The following is a 24,671-nucleotide window of genomic DNA, read 5'->3' on the forward strand; positions in this document are numbered from 1 at the left end:
TTAACGTTTAAATCTATCGCTGTTAACCCATCTGGTGTCCCGTCGTCGCAAACTTCCAATGGCGTTGGGACTACCAATGATGGTAAGGGAAGTACTTCTAGCTCAAATGTAACCTGATTACTACAGCCCGTATTGTCATTGGTAAGTACCGCATAAATCGTCTGTGGATTACTGGTATTGGCATATGTTCCTGTAATCGCATTCATGTTAAGGTCCGCATCGGTTGGGTCGGCATAATAGCTCACCGATACATTGACCTGACCGTTCAGTATCTCCGCATCCTTGCTCGTTAGGTCGAACAGCTCTAACTCGTCACCTGGATTATCCTCGTCGCAAAGTTCATATGGACTCACCGCTACAGTGGTCGGTAATGGATTGACAATAAGTTGTAAGGTCGTGGTGTCATAGCAGCCTGCTCCGTTCTCGATACGTACGTAAACCTCTTCTGCGTCGGCTACCGTATTGGTGTACAGTGACGGAAGTACATCCGTACCATCGATAGCACCACCTTGTGTGGAATGGTAGGTCACTACAACTCCCGTCTGCGCACCTATGACCTCAGCGTCGCGATCGCTTAGACTAAACTCTACAAAACCGTCAGTGTTGTCGTCGCATTCTTCCAAGGCCATTGGCATATTCGCCATGGGATTACCCAATACTTCTAAATCTAAGGTGGTGACTGCATAACATTCGCTATTGACATTATCTTCTAAACGCGCATAAATGGTTTGGTTATTAGGTGTAACATTATTGTATGAAGCAGGTAAGGGTGATGCATTATTTTCAGCATCAGCTTGGTTTAAATGATATGTTACAGTAACATCATCCGGATCGTTGGTTCCTATAATTTCAGCGTCTCTATCGGTTAGAGTGAACGTTCCTATTCCGTCTGTTATATCTCCGTCACAAACTTGCAATGGACTAATTGTATTTCCTATCGTGAGATCACTAAACAATAATTGAAATGAAGTAGTATCAAAACACTCTTGTGAAGCATCAGCTATTCTAACCCATATTGTCTGTGGATTAGAAATGTTTGTATAATTAGATGGTAAAGCACCAACATTATCGATAGCGTCTTGTTCGGTGAGATGATAAGTAATGATAAAATCATTAGGGTCTTGACTTCCCAATACATCATCATCATTTTCTGATAAATCAAATTCTGCTGTTGCATCTGCATCACAAACAGATAAATCAGGTGCTACATTTGCAGTTGGACTTGGCCTGAACTCTACAAAGATACTATCTGAAGCTTCACAACCCGGAGCAAATTCAACTTCAACAAAATAATACCCTTCGTCTGTTATATCAATCGTAGGGCCTGTCTCTCCGTTAATAAGTATGGCGTCGTTAAAATCATCGGAATCTGGTGAATAATACCATGTATGTGTGGCTGTGGGAGCTTCGGTATCTAATGTTATCGCATTACCACCACACTCGGCAGTACCTGCTGCTATTGTAATATCATCACCTAAATCACCACCTAAATTGAAACTACCAGCTTCTAAAAAGATTGCAGAATCCCAAATAGAATCACCTTCATCGGCCGCAACAAGTTTTATTTCGTAGGTTGTATTTGGAATTACGGTTGCCGATGCGGTAAGCACAACTGTTCTACCTCCATAATTAGTTTCACCAATATTATATCCTTCAAAAAAAGCTGGATTGTCTGTACAAGTTCCCGAGTTATTAATGTTTGTTACATTAACTGGTGTACCATCTGGCAAAACAGCTAAATTTGTATATGCAGTTGTACCTACTTCTCTAAGTAGAAATGCAAATCCATCAGCAAAACTACATTCAGTAGAACCATCATACTCTTCAGAAGCCATTAAATACCTAAAACTAATTTCGTTTGAAGTTGGAACAAAGTTAAACTTTACAAATGTTGCATCATTAGTAGCACCTGCTCCAAACCCTAATGCATTTTCTAAATCTGCGTCACCTGCCTGACCATTATTGTTAGAAACTAATGTAGGGTTAATATTGTTTCCTGCCTGAGCAGCAACACCTGATGTTATAATAATTCCTTCTTCGAATGGAAAATTAACAGCACCACCTCTTGTAAAATAACCATAACTTTTCCCTCCAATATCACCAGGAGCACCATTAACCTGAAATGAAAAATTATCAACGCCTGAGCATCCACCCGACACTAAAACGTTCTCTACCAATTCTGGTAAGGACATAGAAGATTCAGGAAATGCGTTATTATTAACTGAAACAATTGCCTGTAAAACATTAACAAAAAAGGTAACACTTTCTTGGCAACCTACAGGATTATCATCTTGTACCGTAAGTATAACCAAATAAGTACCTGAAGTGGTAAAAGTATTTGATACATTAGTACCTGTCGCTGTATTACCGTCACCAAAATCCCAAGAATAAGTAGCATTTGTACCATCTACGGAAAAAGTTGCTCCCCCTACAAAATCAACAGTCTCACCAGGTAATATCTCAACAACATTTGGAGATGTCTCTGCAGGTGTAGTACTAATGACTTGTGGTGTGATTGTCTGACAAGAGACTGCACATGTAATATCAGCCTCCCATCCAGTTGTATTACCTGAACCATTAGATGTGAAAGTTATGGTTAAACATCCTGAAGCATTAGTATCTGATGCTATAATAATGCCTGGTGAATCTATACCTGAATATGTTCCCAGAACAGCTGCCGTGGTATCATCTCCATCATAAATGGTTAGAATATCTGCATTAACTTGTGTATTAAACTCAGTAAAATCTAGTATTATAAACTCATCTACGTTGGGAGGGCAGATTGTGGTTGTAAAATTTTCGTCATTTCCATAATTTCCAAATTCACCACCAGAATCAAAAAATTTATCTGGTGCACAACGCGTAAACGTTCCTTCTTGCATAGAAAGATCTTGAGAAAACCCAAGAGCAGAAATTAGCAGAGCTGTTACAAATATTATCTTTTTCATAGTTAGTCAGGATTCATTTAAAAACCTTCAATAAACGTTACGAATTAACATTTAAGATCTTGTTTTTATAAATGAGGACGAAATTTAATCAAATAAAATGAATTGACTTAAGAAATTAGTTACAAAACATCATATATAGGATTAACGTTTGATGTTGATATTTCATATTTTTGCAGAAAAAAGAATGCCAAAGACAAAAATAACAATCGTACCTACCTCTAATGAGACCATATTAAAATTTGAAGCCGACCGATTTTTAACTAATCACAATAGCTTTGAATTTAACAATATAGATGATGCCAAAGACTCTCCTTTAGCACAACAATTATTTTACTTACCATTTGTTAAGAAAGTATATATAGCTTCAAATTTTGTCGCTATTGAACGATATAATATTGTAGAGTGGAGTGATGTTCAAGAAGAAGTTGCTACTCAAATTGAAGATTATCTTTCTAATGATGGTATTATCATTACTGACGACGCTATAAAACCAAAAGCTGCAGTTACCGTTTATGCAGAGAGCACACCCAACCCAAGTGTTTTAAAGTTTGTTTGCAACAAAGTATTAGTTCCTAATATTTATGAGTTTACATCTATAGAAGAAGCTAAACCATCTCCGTTAGCTACAGCATTATTTCAATTTCCTTTTGTAAAAAATGTTTTTATGGAAAAAAACTTTATTTCCATTACAAAGTTTGATATTATAGAATGGGAGGAAATCACATTACAACTTAGAGAATTTATTAAATCATATGTAGAAGAAGGTAAGACTATTCTTAATGATGATGCTCCAAAACAACTTAATAAAACAGAAGCAGCAATAGAACAAAAATTTGAGGCGCTTGATGACACTTCTAAAAACATAGTAAATATCCTAGAGGAATATGTAAAACCTGCTGTTGCAAGTGATGGTGGAAATATTGAGTTTAGATCTTACAATGAACAAACAAAAAGAGTTGAAGTACTATTACAAGGCGCTTGTAGTGGTTGCCCATCATCGACTTTTACATTAAAAAACGGGATTGAAAATATGTTAAGAGAAATGTTGAACGATTCTTCTATTACTGTCAATGCAATAAATGGTTAAGGAAAATTAATTAATGGTTTCGGCACAATATTTGTTAAAATATTAACAAAAAACGAAACCATGACATTACGAATTACTTATTTCACAAAAAGTTTGCTACTAGGCCTTATAGCCTATTCTACGAACGCACAGCAAATCAACACAAATCGCACAACAAATGTTATGATTAATGACATTAGAACGCATATGGCACGTTTTGATGAAGACGCTGAAGAAAAAATAAAAGGTTCCCCCTTTATTAACGAAGATTTTGAACTGGTAAAAATTAGTCAAATGAATGACTCTATATACAAAGCCAGGTACAATGCCTTTACACACGAAATGCAAATAAAATCTAACGACGATAAAATATTAGCTTTAGATGCTGACGTAGATTACGAAGTTAAATTTATAACTAGTAATAAAACATACAAATCATTTAGCTATGTTAATGATTTTAGCAACACGGTAAGTCGTTTTTTAGTTGTGCTTACTGAAAACGAAAAATGTAGCTTATATAAGGAGGAACATGTTGAATATCACGAAAAAGAAGAGGCTACTTCTACTTATAGTAAAGAAAAACCAGCAAGTTATAACAGAATTGACGATGTATACTTTGTTAAAATTAATGATGAAATAAAAACTATCCCTACGAAGAAAAAACAGTTTTTAAAATTCTTCTCTAACCACGAAACAAAACTTAAGACATATCTCAAGCAGAATAAACTTAACCCAAGAAATGAAATTGACCTTATTAAAATTATTGATTATTTGTCTACAATTTTATAGTATTTTTTATTATTATTAAAGATTAGTTATTTCAGCTTTTATTTCTTAAATTTTATGTGACTTTTCACCCACAAAAGTTTCTAAAAAATATTAACCTTATAAAACAATATATTATGGCAGTATTAAAAGTAATTGAAGTATTATCTAATTCAGATAAAAGTTGGGAGGATGCAACTAAAAAAGCTGTAAAAGAAGCATCTAAAACTGTAAAGAACATTCGTTCTGTATATGTACAAGACCAAAGCGCCATTGTAAAAGGCGATGACGTTACTGAATTTAGAGTTAACTTAAAGTTGACATTTGAAGTTAAATAATTATAAATCAATATTTTAAATTTACTCGGTTTTTTAAAGCCGAGTTTTTTTATTCAGTAAAAATTAATCAATATGGAAACACAAAAATGGATAGATGAAGGCTACAATCTAATTATAGAATTTGCACCAAAGGTTTTAGCTGCAATTCTGATATGGATTATTGGTAGCTGGATTATTAAAATGACAATGAAAGGCATCAAAAAGGCCATGACTAAAGCGAACTATGATGACAGCTTAAAAAAGTTTTTACTGAACCTTATTAGCTGGATTTTTAAAATTGTTTTAATTCTCGTAGTACTTGGCACTGTTGGTGTAGAAACGACATCATTTGCAGCCGTTTTAGCAGCAGCTGGTTTAGCTGTTGGTATGGCACTACAAGGATCTCTTGGTAATTTTGCAGGTGGTGTTTTAATTATGATTTTTAAGCCCTTTAAGATTGGTGATCTTATTGAAGCGCAAGGCGAAATTGGTGTTGTAAAAGAAATTGAAATCTTTACTACCAAACTAACAGGCCTTTCTAACCGAGAAATAATAATTCCAAATGGTGCGCTTTCTAATGGTAACATTATTAATTACACTACTGAAGGTACAAGACGTGTAGACTTAGTATTTGGTGTAAGCTATGATGCAGACATTAAACAAACCAAAGAAGTGTTAATGAATGTTCTTACCTCTCACCCAAAAATTTTAAAAGAACCTGCTCCAGCAGTAACAGTAATAGAACTTGCAGACAGCTCCGTTAACTTTGCTGTAAGGCCATGGTGCAAAACAGAACATTATTGGGATGTATACTTTGATGTTACTGAAAATGCTAAAGAAGCATTAGATGCTGCTGGTATAGAGATACCTTACCCTCACTCTGTAGAGATACAAAAGCAAGGTTAAACCTTCTTTTTTATGGCAACAAAATCCTTTAAATAATAAGGTTCAAAATAGGCGACATCTTCGATGTCGCTTTTTTTATGTTTGAGATCAGAAAGCAATCCCATCTCATTTGCTGAGGGCAATCTACCTTTAATAAAAATTGCATTTGGGTGTTGTATAAGCTGACTTGTTTTGTCCACACCATTTCCCACAAAATAGACCTTGCCTTCCTCTAACAAGTCTGCAAAACTTTCTTCAGTTAAAACCTCGGCTTTAATCTCTCTTATCAATTTATAGTTATGATTGTAAATAGCCGAATACACTTCCATACGACGTGCATCTAACATAGGTATAATAAGTCCATCTTCTATTATAACTTGATGCGATAAACTCTCTAATGTTGAAATAGAAATCAACGGTTTATTTAACGCGTAGCACAATCCTTTTGCAGTAGATACTCCTATGCGTAAACCAGTATAGGAACCAGGTCCTTTACTAACAGCTACTGCATCAATTTCCGATGTTTTAATTTTTGCTTCTTCAAAAACGTTTTTTATAAATACATGCAAGGTTTCTGCATGTGAATAACCAGAACTATTGTCTTCCTTTAAAACTAAAGTCTCTCCATCTTTAGATAGAGAGACTGAACAATTAGTTGTTGCTGTTTCTATATTTAGAATAGTAGCCAATTCAAATATTTAAAATACACAAAGGTCTAAGATAAATGTACCGTTAATCTCACTACCATCCTGACCAACAGCAGTTATAGTTCCTGTTAAAGTATCTGCATCAGTATCATGTTCTGTAATAGTTACAGTGCCACATACTGCTAGTTCTACAGTGGTAACTGGTACATTATTTTCTACAGCTGATCTATTAAAATTAATAGCATCACCACCTGTATCAGAAAAAGTGTAAGTCTGAAGGCTTAAATCGTCTATTGGAAACTTTATAGAATCCTGAGGGTCAGCATCGTTTCCAAAAATTGGGAATACACAATCTCCGTCAGTTCTATTTTCTACGTAAATAGTACAAGTGTAGCCGTTGTTTCCACCAGGTGCTAATATATAAGTTCCACCAGGTGATACGAAACTCTCCCCTCTAAAATCTCCTTGAGCAGTCTGGTTGATTAAGTCTGGACAATTACTTCCTCCGCCATCACTATCATCTGAACTACATGAGAATACTAAAGTTGCTATAAAAGCAAACGCGAATAAATTTTTTAACATAATTAAATTATTTCTGATTTATATTGAATGGTCACAAAACTACAAAAATTAATCATTGTCAGTTTCTTCTGACTCATCAGATTTCTTTTTATTCTTAGCCTCAATCATATCTCCAGGCTTTAATGTTTTAGAAACCATATTATATGGACCAGTAATAATCTTATCGTCTTTAGATAATCCTGAAGTAATTTCAATATTAGAATCATCTTGAATACCCGTTTTTACAACTCTTAGCTTAGCCTTACCGTTATCATCTATAAATACACATTCAAACTTTTCTTCCTCTTTTTGAATTTCATCGTCATCAATCTCTACTTTCTTACCATAAGGCTTTTTAGTTGAGCTTGTATCTGTTTTTATAACAATTGCACTAATTGGTACTGCAATAGCATCTTTTCTGGTTTGCGTAATTATATCTACCGTTGCAGTCATTCCAGGTCTAAAAGGAGAATACGTTTCTGGTTTTCCTTCTGTAAGGTCTTTATAAGATTCTTCAAGAATTCTAACTTTTACTTTAAAATTAGTTACCTGATCTGCAGTTAAATTTCCTGCAGCGGAATTTGCTATTTCTGTTACAACACCTTTAAATTCCTTTTTTAAGTATGCGTCCACTTCAACTATAGTAGAATCACCAATATTTACTTTAACAATATCATTTTCGTTAACGTCTACTTCAACTTCCATATTATTAAGGTTTGCAACACGCAAAATCTCTGTACCTGCCATTTGCTGTGTACCTACAACACGCTCACCTAACTCAACATTAAGCATAGAAATAGTACCACTCATTGGTGCATAAATGGTTGTTCTAGTTAAATTATCTTTAGCTTCATTTACAGACGCTGCTGCACTTTGAACACTGTAATATGCTGAGCTTCTCCCTGCTACAGCAGTCTCGTAATTGGCGATTGCTCTATCCCAATCTGCTTTAGAAATTACACCTTTATCAAATAAAGCTTTGTTTCTATCATAATCTGCTTTCGCTTGCTTTAAGGTTGCTTCTGCTTGTTCTAAGTTTGCTCTTACATTTTGATATGTAGCCTGACTTCTATTTACTGCAGATTGAATTAAATCTGGGTTTACTCTTACCAGTAAATCACCTTTTTTAACTTCTTGGCCTTCTTTAAATGGTAATTCTAAAATTTCACCAGATACTTCAGAAGATATTTTTACTTCAACTTCTGGTTGAATTTTTCCAGTAGCAGAAACAGTCTCAACTATGTCTTTTAAAGTAACCTCTTTTACTATAACTTCCTTGAAATTTCCTTTTTTACCAAACAATCCCATTGATTTTCCTGCTACTAACAATAATAGAAGTAGGACAAATACACCAATGATTATCTTTACAGTTTTACTCATTTTTTAAATTAGTTTAAGTCGGTTATTGGAAGCCCAAAATAGAACTCTAATATTTTAAGCCTAAAAATATAATCATATTTTGTTCTTACCACATCTGATTGTGCATTTTCATAAGCTGCTCTCGATTGGTTAAAATCGAATGAATTAGATAAACCTACATCGTAACGCTCTTTAGCATACTCAAAAGCTAAGCGACGAGCTTCTTCAGTTTTTAGTGCCGCTTCATAAGATTTTTTAGAGTTTTTAGCATCATTATAAGCCTGATATACTGTAGACTCTAAATCTAACTCCGTTTGTTCTAATTGGAATTTTTGACGCTCAATAGCAACTTTACTTCTTTGAACATTGTTTCTAACACTGAATCCGTTAAAAATCGGAATTCTAAGTTGAAGTCCAAGAGAAGTACCATCAAAAAGATATAATTGATCTATAAATGGAATATCTTCACCTGTAAACGGATTAGTTTGAGAACTTGCCCAACGTGTATTATACTGTACAAAACCAGATAAGGTTGGAAAATAACCTGCTCTCGTAACTTCTAAATCTTTCTCAGCAACTTCTAAATTAGCTTTAGCTATTAATACATTGTTTACTTCTTCCTTTGCTTTTTCGGCAATTTCTGAAGGTGTTCTATCTAAAATATCAGCAGCAACCAAACCATAATCTACATCTACGATATCAAAATTTAGATAATCCTTAAGTTGCAGTGTTTGCGCCAAACCTAATTTTGAAATAAATAAAGCGTTTTCTGCGTTAATAATTTGTTGCTCTTGAGTAGCGTTTGTAGCTTGTATCTCTAATAAATCACCTCTTGGCAGAACACCTGCATCAACTAAGTCTTGTGTGTTATTGATATTCTCTTTAGTTACTTCGTTTTGAGCTTTTAATACGCGTAATTGTTCTCTGTTAGCAAGTATTTGTAAGAATGAATTTGCAACCATCAGCGATATGTCATCCTTCATTTTGTCTAATCCATACTGAGAAGCTACTTGATTAAGTTTAGCTCTTTGTAATGTTTTCCAATTGGCTAGACCATTAAAAATATTAATACCTGAACTAATAGAACCATTAGCAGACTCAAAAGTATTGTTCTCAAATTGGTTGGTTGCTGGGTTAATGTTGGCACCTGTATTTTGTCCAAAGCTACCATTAGCATTAAGTGATGGTAAAAAATTACCGATAGCATCTTTTTTAGCAATATCTGCTAGGTTTGTATCTAACTCGCTTTGCTTAATAGAGATGTTATTCTCTAATGCATAATTAACACACTCTAAAAGTGTCCACTTTTTATTCTGTGCTTGGCCCAAAGCCACAAAAAGCATTAGTATTACTATGATTGATTTTTTCATCTGTTGTTGCTATTATTATTTTAATCGACAGATGGAATTCACCATTTCAAATCTCAAAACCTTGTTAAGACTTTTCTTTGGTTCATTTCATGATGCCTATATGTCTATATAAATTCTAATGTGTTACACTAAATGTTAAAATTATTGTCCAGCGAATTTCTGAACACCTTGAACGGGATTCCAAACTTTAATTTTATCGTCTTTTGTAATTCCGTTCTTAACCTCAACAAAAATACCATCTCCAATGCCTAATTCTAAATCCTTACGTTCAAATTTTTGATCACCTACCTCAACTTCTACATATGGTTTTTTAGTTTCTTCATCATACTGCACCAATGCTTCTTTAATTGCTAAAACCTTTTCAGCCTTTTCTAAAATAATAGATGCATTTGCACTTAGACCAGCTCTTATAAATGTAGAATCCATCTTCTTTAAAGTTCCTTTTATTTCAAACTGAATAGCACCATTTTCTTCTACACCTTTAGGTGCAATATAGTCTAATACAGCGTCGAATTTTTCATCTTCAATAGCTCCAATAGTAATTTCTAAGGGTAATCCTTCTTTTATTTTACCTACTTCACTTTCATCTACTTTACCTTCGAAAATCATTTTAGTTACATCTGCAAGCGAGGCAATAGATGTGCCTTCGTTAAAATTATTAGCTTCAATAACTTGGTTCCCAGCTTTAACAGGCACATCTAACACCATGCCCGAAACTGTTGCTCTCACTTGTGTTTGTGCTATATTTCCTAAACCAGAAGTGGTTCCTGTTTTAATAATGTCATAATTTTGACGTGATTGCGTCACATTAATTCTTGCTTGTTCTACCTGCTGCTTAGCTTGAAGGTATGTATTGTTTACCTGGTCGAAGTCATTTGCAGAAATGACACCTTTATCAAAAAGAGCCTTTTGACGATCATAAATTGCCTTTTGGGTTTTAAAGTTAATTTCGGCAGTTTGTAAAGCAGTTTGGTTAGATGCAATATTATTTTTTGCACTTGTAAGATTAGATACATTTGGTATAACCCTAATTTGAGCAATTAAATCACCTTGTTCTACATATTCACCAGCTTCAACAAAAACTTCATCTACAACACCCGAAATATTAGGCTTGATTAAAACCTCTTCTTTTGGCACTATAGAACCGGTTGCTACAGTCTTAACAACTATGGTTTCTTCTGTTGGCGCTTCTGTTGTATAGGTAACTGGATCTTCTTGATTTTTTTGCCATAGATAGTATAAAGCAACTACAAATAGTACTACAATAAGCAGCAAGGCAATTAATGTTTTTGTTCTTTTCATGTGTTAATTGATGATAATTAATTTATTCTATTCTCAAAGCGTCAACTGGTTTCATTTTGGTTGCCCTTGTTGCAGGTATAAAACCAGCCGCAAGGCCAGAGACAATTAAAATTATTAATGCAGTAAATATGACTTGCATACCTACACTTGGATTTGCAAAATTTTCTGTAGGCCCAACATTATCTAAAATAGCATTTACACCCCAAATTAATAACGCAGCAAATGTAATACCTACCATACCTGACAATGTTGTTAGCAATAAACTTTCTTGAAGTATTTGCGATTTTATAGACCATGGTGATGCACCCAAAGCTCTTCTAATTCCTATTTCTTTGGTACGCTCTTTCACAACAATAAGCATAATATTGTTAATACCAATGATGCCTGACATTAGTACCAGAATACCAACAAAATAACCAACAATACTCAAAATTGAAAAGAGACCACTTATTCTTCCAAACTCTTCAGCTAAATCAAAATGGCCAATGGCTCTGTCGTCTTCTGGATGAACTTTGTGTCTTGATTTCATTAAATCGAAAACTTGCTGCTTTATTGAAGTAATAGGAATATCATCTTTTGCAGTTATTGCCATCCAACCAACTCTATCTCCTCTGTTAAAAGCCTGACCAAAAGTTGTAAATGGTATGTAGATAGTGTTTGCTTCTTCTTCCTGATCGCCTTGGCTATTACTCATTTTAAAAGTACCAACGACCATGAAATTTACACCATTAATTTTAATGTAAGTACCTATAGGATCTTCGTCCAAATCATATAATCCTTTCACAACTCCTGTACCTATAACACAGGTTTTTCGTTTTTCATTAATGTCTGAATAGGTAACAAAACGTCCTTGAAGAATATCCATAGGCTGTTGGTTAATATACTCTGGGTAATCACCATAAATTTCAAAAGCGCCTGTTTTTGTTCCTCTTATAACGTTATTACTCCCTCTAAAGCCACCTAATTGATTACGAGGCGACACATATTTTAAATTTGGAATTTGACTTTTTATTGCAGCTACATCATCTATTCTATAGTTAAAATAACGTCCTTTTGGCAATCCTTTGTAAGGCTTAGATGTACCTTGTGTCCACATGAACATAGAGTTAGTAGCAAAGTCACCAAAATCTGCAGTGACACCATTTTTAAGTCCGTTGGTTAAGGCTAATAAAATTACCAGAACGAAAATTCCCCAAGCCACACCAAATGCAGTTAAGGCTGTTCTTAACTTATTAGCGTTTAACGCTTCTAATATTTCACTCCAACGTTCTTTATTAAACATACTATTCGTCTCTTAATGCTACAATAGGTTTAATTTTAGCAGCTCTATAGGCTGGGAAAAATCCAGCGATAGCACCTGCAAACACAAGTACAAAAACAGCACTTAAAGCAATATTAAAATCTACCTGTGGATATTTTATAAAATCGTGTTCGATTTGTGGACCAACTAGTTCTAGAAGACCCAATCCGAAGATAAGACCAAACAAACCAGCAAACATGGTTACAAATATGGCTTCTTGCAAAATCATACCAATTATAGAAAGTGGCAGAGCTCCTAAAGCTTTTCTTATACCTATTTCTTTGGTACGTTCTTTAACTATAATGAGCATAATATTACCAACACCAACAACTCCTGCGATTATAGTAAGTACACCAATAATCCAGAACACAAATTGTATAGTATCAATTAAAGAATATATTTTTTTGGCTTCCTCTAACGTATTAAAAACACGTACTGCACTAGTATCATCTGGTGCTACTGTATGAATTTGTTTAAGCTCACTTTCAATAGCGTCTGACATGTTATTAGACAACTGAACTGCTTCTTCAAAGTTATCAGACATTTTAACTGTAACAAGTATATTTCTAATATCATCACCAGCACCAAAAACTTTTTGAGACGTAGACAAAGGAATGTAAGCTTGCTGTTCTTCGCGCTCACCACCTGGATCTATGAATACACCAACAACTTTAAAACTTATACCGAAGATTTTAATATCTTTGTTTATTGGATCTTCATCCTTAAATAAATCTTGCCTTAATTTTTTACCAATTACAGCAACCTTTCTCGTTTCTTCTAAATCAGTTTCGTTGATAAATCGTCCTGTCTCCATGTCAGCGTTTTCAATAAACTGATGACCTGGCATTGCTCCTCTTACCTGATATCTTACATTTTCGTTTTTATATGTAATATCTGCTCCCCAAATAGAATAAAGGGCTGTTTCATGTTCGATATTGTCTTTGTATTTCTGAGAAATGAAATCGAAATTTTCATTTTTCATTTGAATATAACGTCCTGGATTGAGTCCTTTATATCCTTTTGTGGTAACACCTGTCCAAACCGTAATAAGATTAGTTGCATCTCTTTCGAACTGTGATTTCACACCATTTTCTAACCCTTTGCTAAAGCCTAAAAGAATCACTAAAATAAAAATACCTGAAGCTACGGATAGACCAGTTAAGAATGTACGAAGTTTATTCTTTCGTAAGGTTTCGAATATTTCTTGCCAGCGTTCTAAATCAAACATGTGCTGAAGCTCTTACTTGTTCAACTTTACTATCGTCTATAATAATTCCGTCTTTAAGATTGACGATACGCTTAGTCATTTGCGCAATATCGTGCTCGTGCGTAACGACTAAAATAGTCTTACCTTCATCATTAATCCCTTGAATAAGATCCATAACCTCGTAAGATGTTTTTGTATCCAATGCACCTGTAGGCTCATCGGCTAGTAACACCTTAGGGTCGCTTGCTAATGCCCTGGCAATAGCAACACGTTGCTTTTGTCCACCAGATAATTCACTAGGTAAATGGTGAGACCATTCTGCAAGACCAACTTTTTCAAGGTAATGCATTGCTTTATCTGTACGCTCTTTTCGTTTTATGCCCTTGTAATACAATGGCATTGAAACGTTATCTAAAGCACTTTTATAATTGATAAGATTAAAGGATTGAAAGATGAATCCTAAAAACTCGTTTCTATATTTTGCAGCTATTTTTTCGTTGAGATTTTTGATGGGAACTCCATCTAGAATGTATTGACCAGAATCAGCTTCATCTAACATTCCCAAAATGTTCAATAAAGTAGATTTACCAGAGCCTGAAGAACCCATTATTGAAACAAGTTCTCCTTCGCTTACATTAAAATTTATTCCTTTTAAAACGTGAAGCGAATTGCTTCCCATATGGTAAGACTTATGTAAATCTTTAATCTGAATCATAATTGGTTGGTTAACTCATACAAGTTTAAGAAAATCTCAATGGCTTTTGTGCCAACAAACTGTTAAGACTTAGCTTAAAACCCTATGATTAAGACTAAAAAAAAAGAGATTTGTTACAGCTCCTAAACTGTTTTTTTTGATTTTTTTGAATTGTTGAAAGTTCGATATACAAAAAAACCTATAACTGCAACTAGAATATATGGCACAGCCATTAGAAACATAATACCATCATTAATACCTGCGGCTGCAGATTGATCATCTCCACTTTCTAGCACTGCTCTACACATAGCGCACTGTGCATTTGTCTTTACAGCTAAAAAAAGAGCTAATAAAAAAAAGATGACTTTCTGTTTCATTTTTATACGTAATAAGGAGAAATCATAAAATATACTATAACTCCAGTTACTGCAACATAGAGCCATAATGGAAATGTTATTTTGGCTATTTTTTTATGGCGTTCAATGTTGTTAGTTATTGCCCTTACATAAGTAACTAGTACAAAAGGTATAATTACAACCGAAAGTAAGATGTGAGTTATAAGAATGAAATAGTAAATATATTTAAAAGCACCTTCACCACCGAATTTTGTAGAGTCACTCGTCATGTGATAAGCCACATACATTACTAAAAACATTACCGATAGTGCAATTGCAAACTTCATTAGGTTTTCGTGCAAGGTTCTTTTTTTATTTTTAATTGCCACTACAGCGACGATTAGAACTATTGCTGTTAACCCATTAATAGTTGCATAAATTGGAGGTAACATTGTTAAAGGCTCTACATCAAAACCTAGCTCTCTTAGATTAATACCAAAAAGTGCTGCTACTGCAACAGGAATTACCACTGATAGCACAACAATCCATTTATTATATTTTCTTTCTTTTTCTAAATCAACAGTACTCATATTATTCTTTCAATAGTTTAGCAATATCTTCTTTTAAAATTGTTATTTCTTGAGGAATCCCCTCATCATCAACACCATCCTCTTCAGAGATTAGGCCATTATAAAATATTAAAGGATTCCCGAAATTATCTCTTCTAGAGCGTATATATCCTTCTTTATCTATTAAGGCAAAATTACCTGAATGTTCAAATCCTCCTTCTACAGTATCGTCTTTTGCTGTGTATAAATTGAAACCTTCGTTAGCCAATTTATAAATAGCATCTTCTTCACCAGTCATTAAATGCCAATTAGGATTATTAATTCCGTAAGCATCGGCATAAGCTTTCAAAACTTCTGGTGTATCAATTTCTGGATTTATTGTGAATGAGGCTACACCAAAGTTTTCAAAATCTTCAAAATGATTTTGAACACTCACCAAATTACGATTCATTATTGGACATATTGTTGGACAGGTAGTAAAAAAGAACTCTACAACGTACACCTTACCCAAATAATCTTCATTAGTAATAGTATTACCATTTTGATCTGTAAAACTAAAGGCAGGTATCTTTTTTGGCTTATCACCAATGTTTAGATAAGCTAAATCACTTTTTGTTCCTTTTGTATTGTTAGAAACGTTTTCGCTTCTACTTTCATCTCTAGTAATGTCATCATTATTAATTCTACTAATGATTTTTGGAATAAATATGATACCAAAAACTAAAATGATAAAAGCTATACCTACGTATGAATAATTGGTTTTGCTACTCATTGGTTTGTTTTAAATCTTTGCTTCTTCTTTGACTAGACTGGTCAAAATCACCTTTGCGCTTATCTCTATACTCTTTAAACAACACACGCATATCTTCTGCAGCCATTTTGTTTTTAAGTTCTGCTACTTCTACACAATCATAGCTATACAAACTATAAAGTGGTTTATTATCTTCAATCTCTTTTTCCGTTCTATCATCTAATCGTCCTCTTTGGTTTAAATCTCTATCAACAATAAAAACCATACTAGTAGAGAGATTAGCATCTAAACCCTTTTCTGTTTTTAAACTATTAAACACATGTTTAATATCTGAATCGTCTGCATAAACTAAATGCCAAAAGCGTAAATCTTCGTATGATTTGATTTCCTTAAGTAAGGCTTCGGCTTCAGTTTTTGCTTCGTAAGGCAATAACATTACTACCTGAAACGTCTTAAATCCTTTACTTCTATCATAGACCAACTCTTTTAAATTAAAAGCAGCTGTGGAATTTTCCATGGGCTTTTTCCCTAAGAACGAAAGAATTGTTATATGGTCTTTTAACTGTAAATCATCTTGATTAGCAGGTAATTCTACAACACCTTCCTTAACAATATCTAAAGGATTATAATTATCTTTAGAAAGCAACATTACAAGTATAAATGCTACAGGCAGAAAGAATAAAATACTTAAGACAATATTGCGTTTTTTGCTACTTAATTCCATATTGCAAAAATAAAAAAGGTGGTTTAGAAAAACCACCTTTTAATATCATTTAACTCAATATTTTGAGTTTAAAAGTCTCTTGTAATTAAAGCGTCATCTGCGTTATAAACTTCAAACACATAACCTCCTTCTTGTAATAGTATGAAAATCAAATAACAGATTAAGAAAACACCTGTCCAGACTACCATACGTCTTAACGCCTTTACCTCATCTCTCATGTGCATAAAGTCCCAAGTAATGTAGTAGGCTTTTACAATAGTAAGAAGGATAAATATTAAGTTTAGAGGCTTCATGTATACAAATGGTGATAGAATAATATTACCAATTGTTGCGAAGAACCCACCTTCCAATGGACTAATCCAAGTATGCATTAAAAAATCTGGCTTGTAAATACCAAGGATAACTTCTATAGCAGTTACAAAAGTTAAGAATGCTAGTACACCCCAAATTTTTTGTGTGTTAGATTTAAATTTCCAACGTCCTCTAAATATCTCTAATTTATGTTCGTGTGCCATAATTTATTATCTAATTCTATTTTAAACTAAGTAGAAGAATGTGAATACAAATACCCAAACTAAATCGACAAAGTGCCAGTAAAGACCAACTTTTTCTACCATTTCATAGCTTCCTCTTCTTTCGTAAGTTCCTAAAACTACATTAAAGAAAATTATAATGTTGATTACCACACCTGAAAAAACGTGGAAACCGTGAAATCCAGTAATAAAGAAAAAGAAATCGGCAAAAAGCGATGTACCATACTCATTAACTTTTAGGTTAGCTCCTTTTACAACCAGCTTACCGTTCTCTTTTATTTGCTTTAGAGATTCTTCTCTAGAAAGCACAGTTTTTTCACCTTCCTCGTTTATAAGCTGTGTTCTTACTAAAATATTATCATTTGCAGCAAGACCGTTGTATATTTCGTTAACCGAATAAGGAGGTAGTGATTCTTCAGTCACAAACCATAAACCATTTTTACGCTCGTGTTGCGCTCTTACCCCTTCTTCTACTGCAACAAATTCATCTATTGATATTCTTTTGAACTTTTCCTCACCATCTACAGTTACATATTCACCGAATTGTAAAATATTTCCACCATTTGTCTGTACTGCACCATAATCGCCTTGAATGAACGTTGCCCATTCCCATGCTTGTGATCCAACGAAAATTAAACCACCAATGATTGTTAAAAACATGTATAAGGTTACTTTTGCCTTATTCATATGATGACCTGCATCTACAGCTAATACCATAGTTACAGAAGACATAATAAGGATAAACGTCATGAAAGCAACGTAAATCATAGGCAATTCTTGTCCATGTAAAAAAGGAACGTGAGTAAATACCTCGTCTGCAATAGGCCACTCTTTTATAAACTTAAATCTAGAAAAGCCATAAGCTGCTAAGAAACCTGAAAATGTTAATGCATCAGAAACGATAAAGAACCACATCATCATCTTACCATAACTTGCCTTTAGAGGTTTATTGCCTCCTCCCCAAGTTTTTCCTTCTGTGCCAGTACTTGCTACTGTAGAATCCATAGAAATTAATTAAATTTTAAGATTGGACAAAAATAATCAAATTATGTCTCTAAAAAAATATAAAAACAAAAACAGCACAAGCCAAAGCAGGTCTACGAAATGCCAGAAATTTGCCGCCAGTTCTAATCCCAACATATTGTTGGTGTTGTACTTTTGTTTAAAATGATTATAAATAACAACAAGTATACAAATTAACCCAGCAATAACGTGCATTATATGCACCAAAGCTATCAAATAGATATACGACATTGTGATGTTGCTTGTTGGGCCAGTAAAATTGTATCCTGCTTGGATGATTTGCCTAAAACCTTCTATCTGGCTAAAAACAAATCCAATTCCTAAAACCAAAGTAACTAGCAACCATGTAGTTGTCATTTGCCTGTTATTTTGTTTTAGCGCTTTTTTTGCCAATATAAAAGTTAAGCTACTCAACAATATAATACCTACACTTATATAAAATGCGTTAGGTAAATCGTAACTACTTAACCAGTCTTTATCTTTTCTTTGTTTAGAACTTACAATAAAGGCACTTATCAATGCTGAAAATGACATTATTAAAGATCCTATACCAAACCAAAGCATCATTTTTTTTGATCTGGCTGTTTTTTCCTGGCGTGTTCCTTCTGTTAAATCCATCTATCTCAAAAATTTATCTGCAACATATATAATTTGTAACATCGTAATATAGAAAACGCTAGACAACATTAGTTGCTTAGCGGCTTTTACTGTTCGTTGTTTAAATAGTCTTAATGCAAAAACCAACATTAACATTCCTAATAAAAATACAACTACAGCTCCCACAATTGATAATTTTAAATCTCCTGTGAAACCAAATACGGGAATTATGGATACCAAAACTGTCCAAACACTATACATAATTATCTGTACAGCTGTACCCTTATCTCGTTTTCCCGTTGGCAACATAAAGAAGCCACCTTTTTCATAATCCTCAAATAAAAACCAACCAATCGACCAAAAGTGTGGAAATTGCCAAAAGAATTGAATAGCGAATAATGTTCCTGGCTCAATACCAAATTCGCCACGAGCTGCTACCCAACCCAACATAAAAGGAATAGCACCTGGTAAAGCACCAACAAACACAGACAATGGTGTTTTTGTTTTTAAAGGTGTATACACACTTGTATATAAAAAAATGGAGATTGCTCCCCACATTGCTGTTTTTGGATTGATATTGTAAAGCGTAACAATACCCAAAATAGTGAATGCTGTCGCAATAATAAATGCTGTATTAACAGACATACGACCAGCAGGAATAGGTCTGTTTTTGGTCCTATCCATTAAAGCATCTAAATCTCGCTCAATAATTTGGTTATAAGCATTTGAAGCTCCAACCATAAAGTATCCTCCAAGAGCCAAAAGTATAAGCGTCGTATAATTTATAGTATCTGCTCCCAACAAATATCCAGCCAGTGCAGAAAACACAACACTAACAGATAATCCCATTTTGGTGATTTCTTTAAAATCTGTTATTACAGAAGTTTTTGATACTGAAGATTCTGTACTGCTCAAATCTAGTTATTTGTCCTATTCTTAGCGAGTGCAAAGATACTTTGAAAAAAGGTTTTCACCAACGCTATAGAAAACTTTAATAAAGGTTAAACTTTAAAAATCGTTATACCAATTAAAAAGATCTGTTCGGATACCTAAACTAAACCAAAGGGTGTTTGAGTCTGTTGTAGAAGAAGTAATGGTTTGCGGATTAAAATCTCGATAAATAATATTGGCAAAAACTTTTAAATTCGTTTCAGGATTAAGTAAGTATCCTATTTGCTGCTCCCACATAAAACTATTGGTTTTATTTCCTTGTCCAATAGTTATTCCAACATCACCAACACGATCATTATAATCTCTATAAATGTCTCCTCCATAAGAAAAGCTATCTTCATCAGTATTAAAATCGAAACCTCTTTGTCCGATAATTAACTTTGTATCAGCAAACCAACGCTTATAATTATAACGGCCAATTAGCACCAACTCTCTAAAGTTTGCTCCCCAAAGATGAGCCATTGGCTGATTAAAATGACCATAGTTTAGAATTTCGGTATTGTGCGAATACGTATAAGGACGGACTTGATTATATTCTGCCTGAAGCAATAAATTATCTATTTTAAATGCGTTGAAATATTTGGCACCTAACTGAAAACCAAACTTATTTTTCCAGCTTTTATTTCCACCTGTGACATCACTTAAAGAAAACTCATCAAGTATAAATTGCCCATACAGATTTACCTTATTGTTCCATTTATATTTTGCACTTAGACCCAAAATAGCATTTCCTGCTCCTTGTCCTGTTTGAAACTCAATTGCTCTAAAGAAAATAATTGGATTAAGATAATTAACATCAAAACCTCTACCATTGGTATCTGCCCACATCACCGATTCAAACAAGCCAATATTAAGTCTTTTGGAGACATTCCAGCTTAAATAATGATTTGCCATATATTTGGTTAAAAAAGCGTCATCTACCACTACTTCTGGTCTAACATCTTTAAGCCACATCCATGTGCTTGTATATTTTATTTTCCAAAATGTTGTATTTAATTTTAAGAAAGGATATGGACTCGCTACATCGCTTTGAAATAATGAACGGTAACCATCACCAATAAAGTTTTTACCATGTCCAAACTGAATATTTAAAAAATCTGCTGGTGTATAAGACAAATAAGCCTCTGCTACAGGATAGTCATACGAATTTTCTTTAAACCATTTTCCAATACCTCTACCAGGAATTATTGCAGGATCTGGGCCAAAAGCCCTCAAACTTTCTGCATATGCATTAAAATAATCTGCAAACCTACCTTGGCTTTCGTACACAGAAGTCGATATATTAAATCGTTTACCAAATCCTGCCTGTATAAATATACCTCTGGTATTATTCCAAGTACCATCATCACCCTCAGTTTCTGCACCAAGTTGTAAATCTACTATTGGATCTACTGTAAACCAGTAATCTTTTCCTTGTACCTGCACCAAATGCTCGTTATAAAGCTTTCTTCCAAACCAACTATCAGTTTCTTTTGCTAAACTTTCTTTTTCTGCTTTAATGTCGTAATATTTTGCAACATCAGCATGGACAAATGGTTTAGCAGCAGTATGACTATTAGTACCTATAGCATTCATTTCGTCATCAAAACGTGCATAATACGAATGTGTAAAAGGTATGTTTAACTGACTACTATACTCTAACTTTTCGTAAGGTTTGAGACTTGCATTAACTTTATCAAACTCATCAGACAACGTTGCATTTAAGCTATCACCTTCTTTAAAATTGATATTATCTGGAAGATCCTCTTCTCTGCCTTCAATTTCTTTATTTGGTTTTTCTAAAGGTATCTCTATACTTAAACTATATTGAACAAAAGTAGGCTTAGCATTATATGTTGCTGGTTTTATTTTAGGTAAAGCATCAAAGACGCGCTTACTTTCTTCCTTCAATTCATCATAGATAGCATCTACATAAATAACCTTAAACTCTCCTTCTTTACTAACTTCGAAAAGAACCTGAACATCACCTGTATAATCTTCATTAGAAACAATTTCAGGGATTTTAAAATTGTTATAAATGAAATTGTTTAATGTAAAATTGAAACAAGATTTTAATTGATCTACACTTAGTGAATCACATTCACTAAAAACTGGCGGTTTTTCGTAAGTTGAAAGTGTTTGTGCATTACTCAAAAAAGAAATTAATAAAACCGTAACAAGGCAAATATGCTTCATAAAACAGACCAATTATTAGTGCTCGAAAGATACTTATTTTTTTTAGTAACCCTAAAACAAAAAACCGTTACTGTTAGTAACGGTTTTAAAGAATATGTAATTTGTGTTTAGTCTCTTACCATAAATTTAATTGGCAGGTTATAGATAACACCAACTGGTTTGTCTTGTTGGTAGCCAGGCTTCATCATAGGTATCTTGTTTATAACTCGCAATGCCTCTTTTTCTAATACTGGATGCGGAGTTCTAATTTTAACATCAGTAATGTTTCCATTTTTATCTACAGTAAATTGCGTTTGAATTTTCTGCAAGCCAGATATACCATGATCGTTTGCCACATCTGTATTAAACCTCTTACTAACAAGTTTACTTATCTTATCTGACATACATTTCTTTCTGTCGGCATTCGTTTTCTTTTTTTCACACCCAGGATAAATTGGCGCTTTTTCTATCTTGTAAAAAGGCACATCAACAGGTTCAGGAATTTTTTCTACAATAATGTCCTCTGGTCTTGTAATCGGTTCATCAGAGGGTTTAGGGTCATCTGGTGTAAAAATTTCTTGTTCTATATCTGGAGTGTTATTATCAACTTCTTTAAAAACATCTCTTAATTCTGTGCTTCTATCAACTTTCGGTTCATTTTTTTTCTGAACAACTTCTTCAACACGATAATCTGGTGCTACATCAATAGTTGCCACATCATTAATTTCTACAGCATCAATTGTGACCTTTTTCTCTTGAAACTGCATTTCAAACAGTCCATAGGTAGCCAATAAACAAAGAATCAACCCTATTTGGAAATATAGGGTTGAGTTTTTTTGTAAATTTGCATCATGCTTTTGTGGTTTTCTCACCTCAGTAGTACTCTGACCAGTACTTTTGAGATTTTTTTTCGAATTTTTCATAATACGTATTATTTAAAATGTTAATATTATGATAAAGTCACAATAAGCATACCAAAAAGAAAATCCCGTCCAATTAATTTTGAACGGGATTTTTATAATAAGATAATATCTTTAGTCTAATCTAATCTTGTACTTGGAATACAATTGGAATTGAGAAAGGCATAACTACTGCTTTACCTCTTTGCTTACCTGGTTTCATTTTTGGAAGCTTAGCCAAAACTTTCTGAGCTTCTTTCTCTAAAGCTGGGTGTGGACCACGTGTTTGAATAGCTGTTACGTTTCCATTTTTATCAACTTTAAATCTACAGAAGATTCTTTTCTTACCTGGAGCTAATCCTAAATCTTGTGCTAATTCTGTGTTGAACTTTCTTTGAATGAATTTGTTTACCTTTTCATTCATACATTCTTTCTTAGCAGCATTCCCTTTTTCGTTTTCACATCCAGGAAAAACAGCTACGTTTTCAATAACGTGGAAAGGTACTTCTATATCTTCTTCTACTTCTTCTACTTCAACCTCTTCTACTTCAACAATTTCTGTTTCCATTTCAGTTTCTGTAGACTCGATAACAGTTTCTTCTACTTCAACCTCATCTTCTACAACCTCAATTACTTCAGGCGCTGCTGGAGGTGGTGGAGGTGGAGGTGGAGGAGTTGCAATTTGTTCTGTTATTGGTGCTTCTTCTTCAAACTCATCATCTAGATTAAGCGTATCGGCAACAACATCAGCCTTGTCATAAGTCTTGTAATTTATTGCCATGTAAGTGATACCTAGCATGAGTGCTAATCCTACAGCAAAATACAAAGAGCTGTTTCTACTTACATCTGATTTTGGATTCTTCTTAGGTTCCATATTATACTTTCTTTTATAGAGTTGCTAATTTAATTAAATAATAAGAAAAAAAGCAAAACTTCTATTTATTTTAACTTTATTATATCTAATCTGGTTGCAATTAACGTGCCAACTACAACACCAAAGCAGTTTGCTAACAAATCGTATGTGTCGTAAGTTCGGTTTTGATTAAGTTGATGTTGCATAACCTCTAACAAAACACCAAACAAAATAACAGCGACAAATACAAGCCATAATGTTTGCTTTTTATTACTTGGCTTAAAATAGGTTATCCATAAACCAGCTAAACCAACATAGGCTAAAAAATGATATATTTTATCATCAAACGAAGAGCCTAAACTTGGCACTCCATTTAGATTTATAAACGTTGCAATAATCAGTGCTAATGTATAGATAACAGCAACTGATAATAGCAGTTTTCTAGGCACTTATTAAAGCTTTATAATCTTCTGCAGATAATAAATCATCTACTTGAGATGCATCAGAAAATTTTAACTTAATCATCCAACCGTCACCATATGGATCTGTATTTACCTTTTCTGGTTCATCTTCAAGACTTTCGTTAAACTCAACTATTTCACCAGATAATGGTAAAAATAAATCTGAAACGGTCTTTACAGCTTCAACTGTACCAAACACTTCTTCTACGTCTAAAGTTTCGTCTACAGTTTCTACTTCTACATAAACAATATCACCTAATTCTCCTTGGGCAAAATCTGTAATACCTACTATTGCGATATCACCTTCTATTTTTATCCACTCGTGGTCTTTGGTGTACTTTAATTCTGATGGTATATTCATCTTAAATTGTATAATATATTAGTGCAACAAAAGTAATTT

Annotated in this window: 26 protein-coding genes; 4 read left to right on the top strand and 22 right to left on the bottom strand. The window is 33.7% G+C overall.

Annotated elements, in window-relative coordinates; genetic code table 11:
* Positions 1-2,948: choice-of-anchor L domain-containing protein (locus tag ACXAFS_RS00005; protein ID WP_475304460.1), on the bottom strand; the 2,948-nt coding region annotated here is incomplete at its 3' end.
* Between the two features lie 184 nt (positions 2,949-3,132).
* On the opposite strand from ACXAFS_RS00005, the gene ACXAFS_RS00010 reads away from it, so the two are divergent.
* The 4 genes from ACXAFS_RS00010 to ACXAFS_RS00025 all read left to right on the top strand — a co-directional run bounded on the left by ACXAFS_RS00010 (position 3,133) and on the right by ACXAFS_RS00025 (position 6,002).
* Positions 3,133-4,035, top strand: a complete 903-nt coding sequence (locus tag ACXAFS_RS00010; RefSeq protein WP_475304462.1) for a NifU family protein — start codon at positions 3,133-3,135, stop codon at positions 4,033-4,035.
* A gap of 60 nt (positions 4,036-4,095) precedes the next feature.
* Positions 4,096-4,803, top strand: coding sequence for a hypothetical protein (locus tag ACXAFS_RS00015; protein ID WP_475304463.1), 708 nt, complete (start codon positions 4,096-4,098; stop codon positions 4,801-4,803).
* A 113-nt stretch (positions 4,804-4,916) separates the two neighbouring features.
* The gene (locus ACXAFS_RS00020) at positions 4,917-5,117 is read left to right on the top strand and encodes a dodecin family protein (RefSeq protein ID WP_138432236.1); all 201 of its coding nucleotides are present in this window, start codon (positions 4,917-4,919) and stop codon (positions 5,115-5,117) included.
* 72 nt (positions 5,118-5,189) lie between these two features.
* Positions 5,190-6,002, top strand: a complete 813-nt coding sequence (locus ACXAFS_RS00025; protein ID WP_475304464.1) for a mechanosensitive ion channel family protein — start codon at positions 5,190-5,192, stop codon at positions 6,000-6,002.
* On the opposite strand, the gene tsaB is transcribed toward ACXAFS_RS00025, so the two are convergent.
* The 21 genes from tsaB to gcvH all read right to left on the bottom strand — a co-directional run bounded on the left by tsaB (position 5,999) and on the right by gcvH (position 24,632).
* Entirely contained in the window at positions 5,999-6,670 is a 672-nt protein-coding gene (gene tsaB / locus ACXAFS_RS00030; protein ID WP_475304465.1) for a tRNA (adenosine(37)-N6)-threonylcarbamoyltransferase complex dimerization subunit type 1 TsaB, read from the bottom strand. The genes ACXAFS_RS00025 and tsaB overlap by 4 nt on opposite strands.
* Before the next feature lie 9 nt (positions 6,671-6,679).
* Positions 6,680-7,210: a hypothetical protein gene (locus tag ACXAFS_RS00035; RefSeq protein WP_475304467.1), complete on the bottom strand. Its 531-nt coding sequence runs from the start codon at positions 7,208-7,210 to the stop codon at positions 6,680-6,682.
* 48 nt (positions 7,211-7,258) lie between these two features.
* On the bottom strand, positions 7,259-8,569 hold the full coding sequence (locus ACXAFS_RS00040; protein WP_475304468.1) for an efflux RND transporter periplasmic adaptor subunit: 1,311 nt from the start codon (positions 8,567-8,569) through the stop codon (positions 7,259-7,261).
* Positions 8,570-8,577: 8 nt separating this feature from the next.
* Positions 8,578-9,918 (bottom strand): TolC family protein, encoded by a 1,341-nt coding sequence (locus ACXAFS_RS00045; protein ID WP_475304469.1) that lies wholly within the window; start codon positions 9,916-9,918, stop codon positions 8,578-8,580.
* A 141-nt stretch (positions 9,919-10,059) separates the two neighbouring features.
* Positions 10,060-11,220, bottom strand: a complete 1,161-nt coding sequence (locus tag ACXAFS_RS00050; RefSeq protein WP_475304470.1) for an efflux RND transporter periplasmic adaptor subunit — start codon at positions 11,218-11,220, stop codon at positions 10,060-10,062.
* Positions 11,221-11,242: 22 nt separating this feature from the next.
* Positions 11,243-12,502 carry an ABC transporter permease gene (locus tag ACXAFS_RS00055; RefSeq protein ID WP_475304471.1) on the bottom strand — a complete coding sequence of 420 codons (1,260 nt, stop codon included), beginning with the start codon at positions 12,500-12,502 and terminating at the stop codon, positions 11,243-11,245.
* 1 nt (position 12,503) lies between these two features.
* A complete protein-coding gene (locus tag ACXAFS_RS00060) occupies positions 12,504-13,748 on the bottom strand; it encodes an ABC transporter permease (RefSeq protein ID WP_475304472.1) in 1,245 nt (414 codons plus the stop codon).
* Complete coding sequence (locus ACXAFS_RS00065) at positions 13,741-14,442, bottom strand: ABC transporter ATP-binding protein (protein ID WP_475304474.1); 702 nt, start codon at positions 14,440-14,442, stop codon at positions 13,741-13,743. The genes ACXAFS_RS00060 and ACXAFS_RS00065 overlap by 8 nt, the downstream gene beginning before the upstream one ends.
* 122 nt (positions 14,443-14,564) lie before the next feature.
* Entirely contained in the window at positions 14,565-14,798 is a 234-nt protein-coding gene (locus ACXAFS_RS00070; RefSeq protein WP_475304475.1) for a hypothetical protein, read from the bottom strand.
* Positions 14,799-14,800: 2 nt separating this feature from the next.
* Positions 14,801-15,346, bottom strand: coding sequence for a DUF420 domain-containing protein (locus tag ACXAFS_RS00075; RefSeq protein WP_475304476.1), 546 nt, complete (start codon positions 15,344-15,346; stop codon positions 14,801-14,803).
* A 1-nt stretch (position 15,347) separates the two neighbouring features.
* Positions 15,348-16,097, bottom strand: a complete 750-nt coding sequence (locus tag ACXAFS_RS00080) for an SCO family protein (RefSeq protein WP_475304478.1) — start codon at positions 16,095-16,097, stop codon at positions 15,348-15,350.
* A complete protein-coding gene (locus tag ACXAFS_RS00085; RefSeq protein WP_475304479.1) occupies positions 16,090-16,800 on the bottom strand; it encodes a hypothetical protein in 711 nt (236 codons plus the stop codon). The genes ACXAFS_RS00080 and ACXAFS_RS00085 overlap by 8 nt, the downstream gene beginning before the upstream one ends.
* A gap of 68 nt (positions 16,801-16,868) precedes the next feature.
* On the bottom strand, positions 16,869-17,315 hold the full coding sequence (locus ACXAFS_RS00090; protein WP_475304480.1) for a cytochrome C oxidase subunit IV family protein: 447 nt from the start codon (positions 17,313-17,315) through the stop codon (positions 16,869-16,871).
* 21 nt (positions 17,316-17,336) lie between these two features.
* Positions 17,337-18,338, bottom strand: coding sequence for a cytochrome c oxidase subunit 3 (locus ACXAFS_RS00095; RefSeq protein ID WP_475304481.1), 1,002 nt, complete (start codon positions 18,336-18,338; stop codon positions 17,337-17,339).
* A 36-nt stretch (positions 18,339-18,374) separates the two neighbouring features.
* A complete protein-coding gene (locus tag ACXAFS_RS00100) occupies positions 18,375-18,974 on the bottom strand; it encodes a cytochrome c oxidase subunit 3 (RefSeq protein WP_475304483.1) in 600 nt (199 codons plus the stop codon).
* Positions 18,975-19,868: a heme o synthase gene (gene cyoE, locus ACXAFS_RS00105; protein WP_475304484.1), complete on the bottom strand. Its 894-nt coding sequence runs from the start codon at positions 19,866-19,868 to the stop codon at positions 18,975-18,977.
* A 93-nt stretch (positions 19,869-19,961) separates the two neighbouring features.
* The gene (locus ACXAFS_RS00110) at positions 19,962-22,079 is read right to left on the bottom strand and encodes a gliding motility protein RemB (RefSeq protein ID WP_475304485.1); all 2,118 of its coding nucleotides are present in this window, start codon (positions 22,077-22,079) and stop codon (positions 19,962-19,964) included.
* Positions 22,080-22,186: 107 nt separating this feature from the next.
* The gene (locus ACXAFS_RS00115; RefSeq protein WP_475304487.1) at positions 22,187-22,981 is read right to left on the bottom strand and encodes an energy transducer TonB; all 795 of its coding nucleotides are present in this window, start codon (positions 22,979-22,981) and stop codon (positions 22,187-22,189) included.
* Positions 22,982-23,102: 121 nt separating this feature from the next.
* The gene (locus ACXAFS_RS00120) at positions 23,103-23,831 is read right to left on the bottom strand and encodes an energy transducer TonB (RefSeq protein ID WP_475304488.1); all 729 of its coding nucleotides are present in this window, start codon (positions 23,829-23,831) and stop codon (positions 23,103-23,105) included.
* A 65-nt stretch (positions 23,832-23,896) separates the two neighbouring features.
* Positions 23,897-24,259, bottom strand: a complete 363-nt coding sequence (locus ACXAFS_RS00125) for a VanZ family protein (protein WP_475304490.1) — start codon at positions 24,257-24,259, stop codon at positions 23,897-23,899.
* Positions 24,252-24,632: a glycine cleavage system protein GcvH gene (gene gcvH / locus ACXAFS_RS00130; protein WP_475304491.1), complete on the bottom strand. Its 381-nt coding sequence runs from the start codon at positions 24,630-24,632 to the stop codon at positions 24,252-24,254. The genes ACXAFS_RS00125 and gcvH overlap by 8 nt, the downstream gene beginning before the upstream one ends.
* Positions 24,633-24,671: the final 39 nt, after the last annotated feature.

This window comes from Winogradskyella sp. ABM4_392 (assembly GCF_056160445.1).